The organism is Catenulispora rubra (genome assembly GCF_015356825.1).
GTDB classification, from domain to species: domain Bacteria; phylum Actinomycetota; class Actinomycetes; order Streptomycetales; family Catenulisporaceae; genus Catenulispora; species Catenulispora rubra.
On sequence record NZ_JAACYW010000423.1, the window covers coordinates 1 to 7,461 of the forward strand.

5 protein-coding genes are annotated in these 7,461 nt (G+C 71.7%); 2 read left to right on the forward strand and 3 right to left on the reverse strand.

The genetic code is table 11. From position 1 onward, the window contains the following. A partial coding sequence (locus GWK61_RS61275) for a nucleotide-binding protein (RefSeq protein ID WP_194921294.1) occupies positions 1–175 on the reverse strand: 175 nt, incomplete at its 3' end. Between the two features lie 528 nt (positions 176–703). Beyond that, a complete protein-coding gene (locus tag GWK61_RS51070; protein WP_323748151.1) occupies positions 704–1,324 on the reverse strand; it encodes a TetR/AcrR family transcriptional regulator in 621 nt (206 codons plus the stop codon). A gap of 82 nt (positions 1,325–1,406) precedes the next feature. Between GWK61_RS51070 and GWK61_RS51075 the strand changes: the two genes are divergently transcribed. Further along, positions 1,407–2,339: an NADP-dependent oxidoreductase gene (locus tag GWK61_RS51075; RefSeq protein WP_194921297.1), complete on the forward strand. Its 933-nt coding sequence runs from the start codon at positions 1,407–1,409 to the stop codon at positions 2,337–2,339. 109 nt (positions 2,340–2,448) lie between these two features. Here GWK61_RS51075 and GWK61_RS51080 read toward each other — a convergent pair whose 3' ends face one another. Continuing rightward, the gene (locus GWK61_RS51080; RefSeq protein ID WP_194921298.1) at positions 2,449–6,438 is read right to left on the reverse strand and encodes a peptidase S8; all 3,990 of its coding nucleotides are present in this window, start codon (positions 6,436–6,438) and stop codon (positions 2,449–2,451) included. Positions 6,439–6,557: 119 nt separating this feature from the next. Between GWK61_RS51080 and GWK61_RS51085 the strand changes: the two genes are divergently transcribed. Further along, a partial coding sequence (locus GWK61_RS51085; protein ID WP_194921299.1) for a TrmB family transcriptional regulator occupies positions 6,558–7,461 on the forward strand: 904 nt, incomplete at its 3' end.

The window sequence follows — 7,461 nt, forward strand, 5'->3', positions numbered from 1 at the left end:
GCGCCGGCACCCCAGCCGCCTCCCGCTCGCCGAGCCCCAGCGCAACACCAAGGTGCTGATTGATGTCGGCATCCACGGCGACGACCTCCGCCCCATCAGCGGCCAACTGCCGGGCAAAGAGGGCGGACAGCGTGGTCTTGCCACTACCGCCCTTACCCACGAACGCGATCTTCATGGTGCTGCTGCTCCGTTGTTGGTGATGATAACTGTTTTCACAAACGACGGTAGCAGGGTTCTGGCACGGGAGAGGGGAACTCGGCGGATCCCGGCGCGGCTCAGCGCGAGCGGCGACCCTGCGCGAGCGCCGGTCGCGCACAGGCAGCGATCTCGCGCGCGCTGCGGCCATGCCGAAGCAGCTGCCTCGCTCAGACAGCAGCCACGCCGCAGGACCAGCGTCGCTCAAGCAGCTGCCTTGCTCACGCCGCAGCCTCGCACGAGCGGCCACCTCGCGCAGTGCGAGCAGCACGGTGTCTGAGCGGCGATCCCGCGCGAACCTCGCCCCGGACAAGCGGCGGCTAAGTACCGGCGGCGATCCCGCGCGAACCTCGCCCCGCAAAAGCCGCGGCCATGTACCGGCGGCGATTCGGCGCGAGCGGTCGCCATATTGTGCGGCGGCCGAGTGCGAGCGGGCATCAGCCTTCGCGAGCGCCGGTCACCAGCTACATGCCAATGCTGTCGCACCCAGACTTCGCAGGTGTAACCCTCAAGCCGGCCAAGCCGCCAGCGCCACATCCGCCACCCGTTGCAAGTCCGCCTCGCTGGCGCCGTCCCGGGCCTGCGTCGACATGCCCTGGATCACCGCCGCATAGAACGTCGCCAGTGCCGGCGCGTCCGTCGTCGGGGGCAGCGCGCCGGCCTGCACGTCGGCTGCGATGCGTTCGGCGATGGCCTGCTTGGTGTCCTCGCGGTAGCCGCGCAGTTCCTCGGCGACGTCCTGGGAGGCGTCGGAGGTGTTGGTCGCGGCGTCGATCACCAGGCAGCCCGGTGGGTGGTCGGTGGCGGTGTACTCGGTGGCTGCCAGGCGCAGCATCGTCTCCACGACTCCGCGCGCGGTCGGCTGGCCCATGGCGCGGGTGCCGTAGTCGCCGTGGGTCTCGGCGTAGCGCTGGACCGCGGCGCTGAACAGTTTCCGCTTGTCGCCGAACGCCGCGTAGAGGCTCGGCGGGTTGATGCCCATCGCCTTGGTCAGGGTGGAGATGGACGTCGCCTCGTACCCGTGCCGCCAGAACTCCATGAGCGCCGCTTCCAGCGCCTGGTCACGGTCGAAGCCGCGGGGGCGCCCCTTGGTGGTCGCTGTGGTCGCCGTACTCGTCGCTGTGCTCACGAACCCATTCTATAGCGATCGCTAGAGAATGTGGTACGGTCATTCTGTATCGATCGCTACAGAAAGTGTGGAAGGACTTCCCATGCGCGCTGTCACCCAGGACTCCTTCGGCGGCCCGAGCGTCCTGCACGCCGTTGACCTGCCCAAGCCCACCCCGCTGCCCTCCGAGGTACTGGTGCGTGTGCACGCCTCCGGCGTCAACCCCGTCGACGCCATGGTCCGCTCGGGGGCGTTCCCGATGCTCGGGCAGCCGCCGTTCGTCCTGGGCTGGGACATCTCAGGCGTCGTGGAAGAAGCCGTCCCCGGCGTGACCCGCTTCGCGGTCGGGGACGAGGTCTACGGCATGCCGTTCTTCCCGCGCGCCGGCAACGGCTACGCCGAGTACGTCGCCGTCCCCTCCCGGCAGCTGGCCCGCAAGCCCGCCGCCCTCGACCACGCCCACGCCGCCGCGCTCCCGCTGGCCGGCCTCACCGCGTGGCAGGCGCTCGCCGACACGGCCGCGGTGGCCGCCGGCGACCGGGTCCTGATCCACGCCGGCGGCGGCGGGGTCGGGCACCTGGCCGTGCAGATCGCCAAGGCCCGCGGCGCGCACGTGCTCGCCACCGCCAGCGCCGCCAAGCGCGACTTCGTGCTCGGCCTCGGGGCCGACGAGGTCGTGGACTACCGCGCGGTCGACCTCACCCGGGCCGTGCGCGACGTGGACGTCGTGCTGGACACCGTCGGCGGGCCGGTCGGACGCCGGTCGATCGAGGTGCTGCGGCCCGGGGGCCTGCTGGTGACGATCGTGGACCGCACCGACAGGGAGCTGCGCGCCGCGACGATCGAAGCCGGGCGGCGGTTCGCGGGCGTGACCGTCGAGCCCGACTACGTGGGCCTCGAACACCTCGCCGCGCTCGTGGACGCCGGGAAGCTGCGGCCGCACGTCGAGCACGCGGTGCCGTTGGACGACGCCGGCAAGGCGCACGAGCTCATCGAGTCCGGGCGCACCCAGGGCAAGATCGTGCTAACGGTCTGAACTCGGCCCTGTATGCCGCGGCCCCGAAACCGACCGCCGCCCCGCCGAGTTGCTCCGGGGAGCAGTCCGACGAGACGGCGGTGGTTAGCGGTATTCGGTCAGAGTCCCGTCAGTAGCTGAACTCCTCGATCTGACTCCACCCCGGCCCATACGTGAACCCGGTCCGGGTCGCGGGGTCGATCTGCACGTCCGGCTCGGCCGTGAACGCCAGCGGGCCGCCGAAGCCGCGGGTGAACTCGAATGAGGACAGCGTCTTCAGCACCTTGCCCGTGCCGGTGTCCACCACGTCGATCTGGCTGCGGGAGTTGCTGTCCGTCAGGACCCCGCCCGGGTGGCCGAAGATCGACAGCGGCTGCGGGCTCGCGTAGGTGATCAGCGCCACGTGGTGCGCGCTGTCCACGGCCACCGGACCCGCCATCTGCTGGCGCAGCGTGCCGCCGCCGGTGGTGGCCAGGGTCTTCTCATCGACCTGGTTCAGCGTGGTGTGGCTCAGGAAGTTGACGCTGAAGCTCGCGTAGTTCAGCAGCGTGGCCTGGGAGCCGTCCTGCGCCGAGGCGAAGCTGGTGCCGCACTTCGGGGTGAAGCCGGTGCCGGCGATGACCGCGCCGGTGGTCTCGCTGACGTTGATCACCGCGTTCGACGCGCCGCCGAAGCACTGGGCGCTGTCGGCGAGGTGCGCGAGCTGGACGGTGCCGGTGCTCGCGTCCACGTCGATGCCGTTGTAGTACGCGCGGGTCGCCTTGACCGTGGCGTCCGGCTCGATCGCGGTGCCCGCCGCGCCGGTGCCGACGTTCACGTTCAGCAACTCGTCGTGGTAGTCCGACTTCGCCCACTGCAACACCCACGCCTGGTGCAGCGTGGAGTCCACCCGGCCGCCCATCACCAGCCCCGGCGTGTTCTGCACCACCTGCGGCGTGCCGACTAGCGAGCCGTCGGCCAGGTTCCGCACTTCGAGCTGGTACGAGTCCTGGCTCAGCGTGTGCATCAGGACCACGCGATGTGCCGAGTCGTCCACGCCGATGATCGCGTAGGGTCCGCTCTGCGTGGTGTCGGAGGTGATCACCGAACCGTACGTCCCGGTCGCCGGGTTGTAGTGCCGCAGCGACTCACCGGCGTCGGAGGCGTCGGTCACCACCGCGACCGAGTCCGCGCCCTTGGCCGCGAAGTCCACGACCTGCCCGCCGCCCGGAGGCAGCCCGTCGTCCACGGTCAGGGTCGAGGACGGCGAGGCTTGCCCGGCCGCCTTACCGTCCCAACCCACCGGCACCACGCGCACGTTGTACTGCGAGGCGGTCGCCAGGCCGAGCTTGAGCGCGTCCAGCGTCACGGTCCCGGACCGTCCGGGGAGCCGCTGGTAGACCAGCGAGCCGGCGTCGAAGCCGTCGCCATCGCGCACGGTGCCGTTTTGCGCCGTGAAGGTGTTGAGCGAGTTCCACAGCGTCGGCGCGCCGGAGGAGATCTCCAGCATCGCGCCGGCCGCGCCGGGCACCGAGTCCACCGAGTACCGCAGGCTGAACGTCGGGGCCTTGCGGGAGACCTCCGCCTGGTGGCCGAAGACGGCCTTGGCATCGGAGCCGTCGGTGGCTTGGGCGGCGTCCGAGGCACCGTGGCGGCCGCCGGCCGTCAGGGTCGGCGCGTCCGGACGGTGCTCGGCGGTGAAGCCCGCGACCCGGATCGGCGCGGACTCGCCGTAGATCGGGTAGCTCGCATTCGAGTCGTCCTGGATGATCGTGATGCCGTAGATGCCGCCGCCGGAGGCGAAGGCCGAGGCGGGGATCTTCACGTCGCCGGAGGTGCCGGTGAGTGGCGTCGTCCACGCGTTGTTATAGAGCGGCGCGAGCACCGGGCTCCAGTGGCCGACGGTCGAGACCGCCAGGGTCGGGTTCTTGACGGTGCGCACGCCGGTCAGGTCGTAGTGCACTGTCACGTCCTGGCCCGCCGCGACGGTCGCCGGGGCGGTCGGCGCGGGCGCTTCCAGGTAGGTGCCGTCGGTCGCGCTGAGCGTGAGTGACTGCGTGATCGTCGCGGCCGTGCGGCCGTGGGAGAGCACGTCGAAGCGGACCGAGACGGTGCGCGGCGTCGTCGACACCACGGGCAGTCCGGCGGCGGCCAGCAGCTGGGTCGGGGTGATCCGGATGGCCGGGGTGTCGGAGTCGAAGTGCTGCGATCCGACGGTCAGGCGGTAGCGCGCCCCCTGCCCGGCGTTCACCACGTCCCCGGCGAACGTCAGCGGGCCGACCAGGCCCTCGCCGGTGTTCTTGCCGCGGATGTCGGCTGGCCCGGCCAGGTCGATCGAGCCGGGGTCGGTGCTCTCCAGGAACTCGCCGCCCTCCTGGCCGAGCAGCACGTGGTGCTGGACGCCGAGGCGGACGATCTGCGTGGCGCCGTGCTTGGCGTCGAAGGCACCGGCGATGTCGGTGTTGCCGTTGCCGGGGGCGTTGCCGGCTGCACCGGCGTCGTCCCGGTGCGAGCCCGGCAGCAGCCGCTCAACGGCCGCCGTCAGGTCCACCTGCGGGCCGACGTTCAGGCTCCGGTCGATCTGGCCCGGCGTGGCCACCTTGCGCGCGGTGTCCACCAGCAGGTCCCTGATCTGCTGCGGCGTCAGGGTCCGGCCGGTCAGCTTCGCGGTGCCGTCGACCACGGCCGCGGCGGCCGCGAGCTCCGGGGCCGAGGCGGAGGTGCCGCCGGTCAGGCTCACGTCGACGCTCTGTGCCGACCGGCCCTGGGCGTGCGAGAACGCCGGGATGTTGTCGCTGGGCGCCGACAGGTCGATGCGCGAGCCGAAGCCGGAGGAGAAGTTACCGCTGCCGGTGATCCGGGTCTCGGCGACGGTCGCCGGGCCCGCGGTGCCGGCCGCCAGCGTGTCGTCGGTCGTGGTGCCGCCGGCCGCGATCGCGCCGCTGTCCGGGATCTTGCTCGGGGTGGTGGACATCGAGTCGTCGTCGATGGTCGTGGCCTGATGCGCGGAGTGCGCCACGTCGGTGGGGGTGCTGCCGCCGTCCGGGCCGACCGCGGTCGGGGTGAACAGGCGGGTGCCGTCGTTGGCGGCGATGGAGACCGTGATGCCGTACTGGTGCACGATCTGCGTGACCGTGGCCTGGATCGTCGGGTCGTCCTCCAGGTAGCGGCCGGGGAAGCCCTGGCTGTCGGTCCCGAACCCGAGGCTGGCGTTGATCACGTTCGGCCGCGGGGTCTGGCGCGCGGCGGCCAGCAGCGCCACCCGGATCTGGTCCGGGGTCGGGCTGGAGGGCACCACCAACCGGTACTTCGCGCCCGGCGCCACGCCGAGCAGGTCGGTGAAGTCGCTGCCGGTGTTCTCCGGACGCTGATCCTGGTGCGGCAGCGGGGCCATCACGCTGAAGTCCAGCATGATCTCGCCGTTGGTCGGGTCCTGGTTCTCGGTGGAGCCCAGCGGGTCCAGGTGCCCGGCGGTGTCGGCGACGTAGGTGGGGATCAGCGGCATGGACGGCAGGTCCAGGTAGCGCTGGCCGCCGGAGACCACGGTGGTCGGGCCGAACTGCTTGACGTAGCCGTCGCCGGCGGCGGCCATCGAGGCGTCTGTGAGGTCGCCGACGCAGACGTTGGTGATGATCTCGCCCTGGCCGGGCAGCTTGCCGTAGCGGGTCTGCAGGTCGCTGTAGGCGCCGAGGGCGTCCACGCCGCCGGAGTTGATCCAGCTCTCCAGGGACGAGGAGATGCCGTAGTTCGACGGCAGGCCCGAGGTGTTCGCCAGGGCCAGGCGCTTGGGCCCGGTCGCGGCGGCGTCGCTCTTGGCGGCCGCGACGACCGAGCCCGGGATCGGCGTGCTGGAGCTGATCATGCTGCTGACGGCGTGGCCGCCGGCGCTGGCCGAGCTTCCGGCCGGCGCCGGGTGGTCCGAGGCCTTCCAGGTTTCGCCGAACGCTGAGGCCCCGGCGGTGGTGACGGAGCCCTGCGGGCCGAAGGCGGAGGGGGTGCGCCCCGGCACGGTCGGGGCGGACGAGTCGGCGCTCGCCGCGCCGATCGTGCCGGCGGCCAGCGTGGTGCCCGCTATCAGGGCCGTGATCAGGCGTATTCGACTTCTCGCGGCGGTGGGGCGAGGTGAACGGGGATTGTGCATTCGGTTCCTCACACGCTTCAGTGACTGAACGGTGGGAACAACCTGGCAGCGTCCGGGGCGATGGCACAAGAAGGCCAGCAGGGCGTATTCTCGCCACCCGGCGTGAATACGCCAGAGCCGTGGACAAGGGGACTGACGTGCTGGAATCGGTGGGCCTCCCGGAGCCGTGCGGCACCGTCTACTCAGCGCTCGTTGAGCATCCGGAGTCCGGCACGGCGCGCCTGGCGGAGCTGACAGGCCTCCCGTCGACCAAAGTCCGCGCCGCCCTGGACCGGTTGACCGCCGAGGGCCTGGCGAGCCGCGCCCCGGGCCGTGCGGCGGTGTGGTTCGCCTCGGCCCCCGACATCGCCATCGGCTCCCTGGTCGGGCGCGCGGAGCAGGAACTGGTGCGCGTCAGGTCCCTGATGAACGAGCTCATGGACAGCTACCGCGAGGCGGCCCGCTACACCGACCCCTCCCTGTCGGTGGAGGTGGTCCGCGGCCACGAGGAGATCAGCCGCCGCTTCGAACACCTGCAGACCGAGGCCCGGCACCAGATCCGCGGCTTCGACCGCCCGCCCTACCTCGACGCCCCCGGCACCAACCACGACAACGCCGCCCGCCGGGCCCGCTCCGGGCTGAACTACCGCGTGATCTACGCGCGCGCCGCCCTGGCCTGGCCCGGCCGCCTCACCGAGGACATCAGGCCGTCGCAGACCTTCGGCGAGCACGCCCGCACCCGCCCGACCCTGCCGATCAAGATGGTGATCAGCGACGACCGCCAGGCCCTGATCCCGATCCGCGACCCGGAGGAGGCCCTGACCACGGCGTACGTGATCCACCCCTCGTCGCTGCTGGACGCGCTGATCGCCCTGTTCGAGGCCGAGTGGCGCCTGGCCCTGCCGATACCGGGCACCACCGGCGCAGGACCGGACGAGGCCACCCGCACCCTGCTCCTGCTACTGGCCTCCGGCCAGACCGACGAGGCGATCGCCCGCGCGCTCGGCTGGAGCTTCCGGACCACGCAGCGGCGGGTACAGGCGC

Excerpts from the sequence above, each read along its gene's own strand:
- GWK61_RS51075 (WP_194921297.1), top strand. The coding sequence starts at position 1,407 with ATGCGCGCTGTCACCCAGGACTCCTTCGGCGGCCCGAGCGTCCTGCAC.
- GWK61_RS51080 (WP_194921298.1), bottom strand. The coding sequence starts at position 6,438 with ATGCACAATCCCCGTTCACCTCGCCCCACCGCCGCGAGAAGTCGAATA.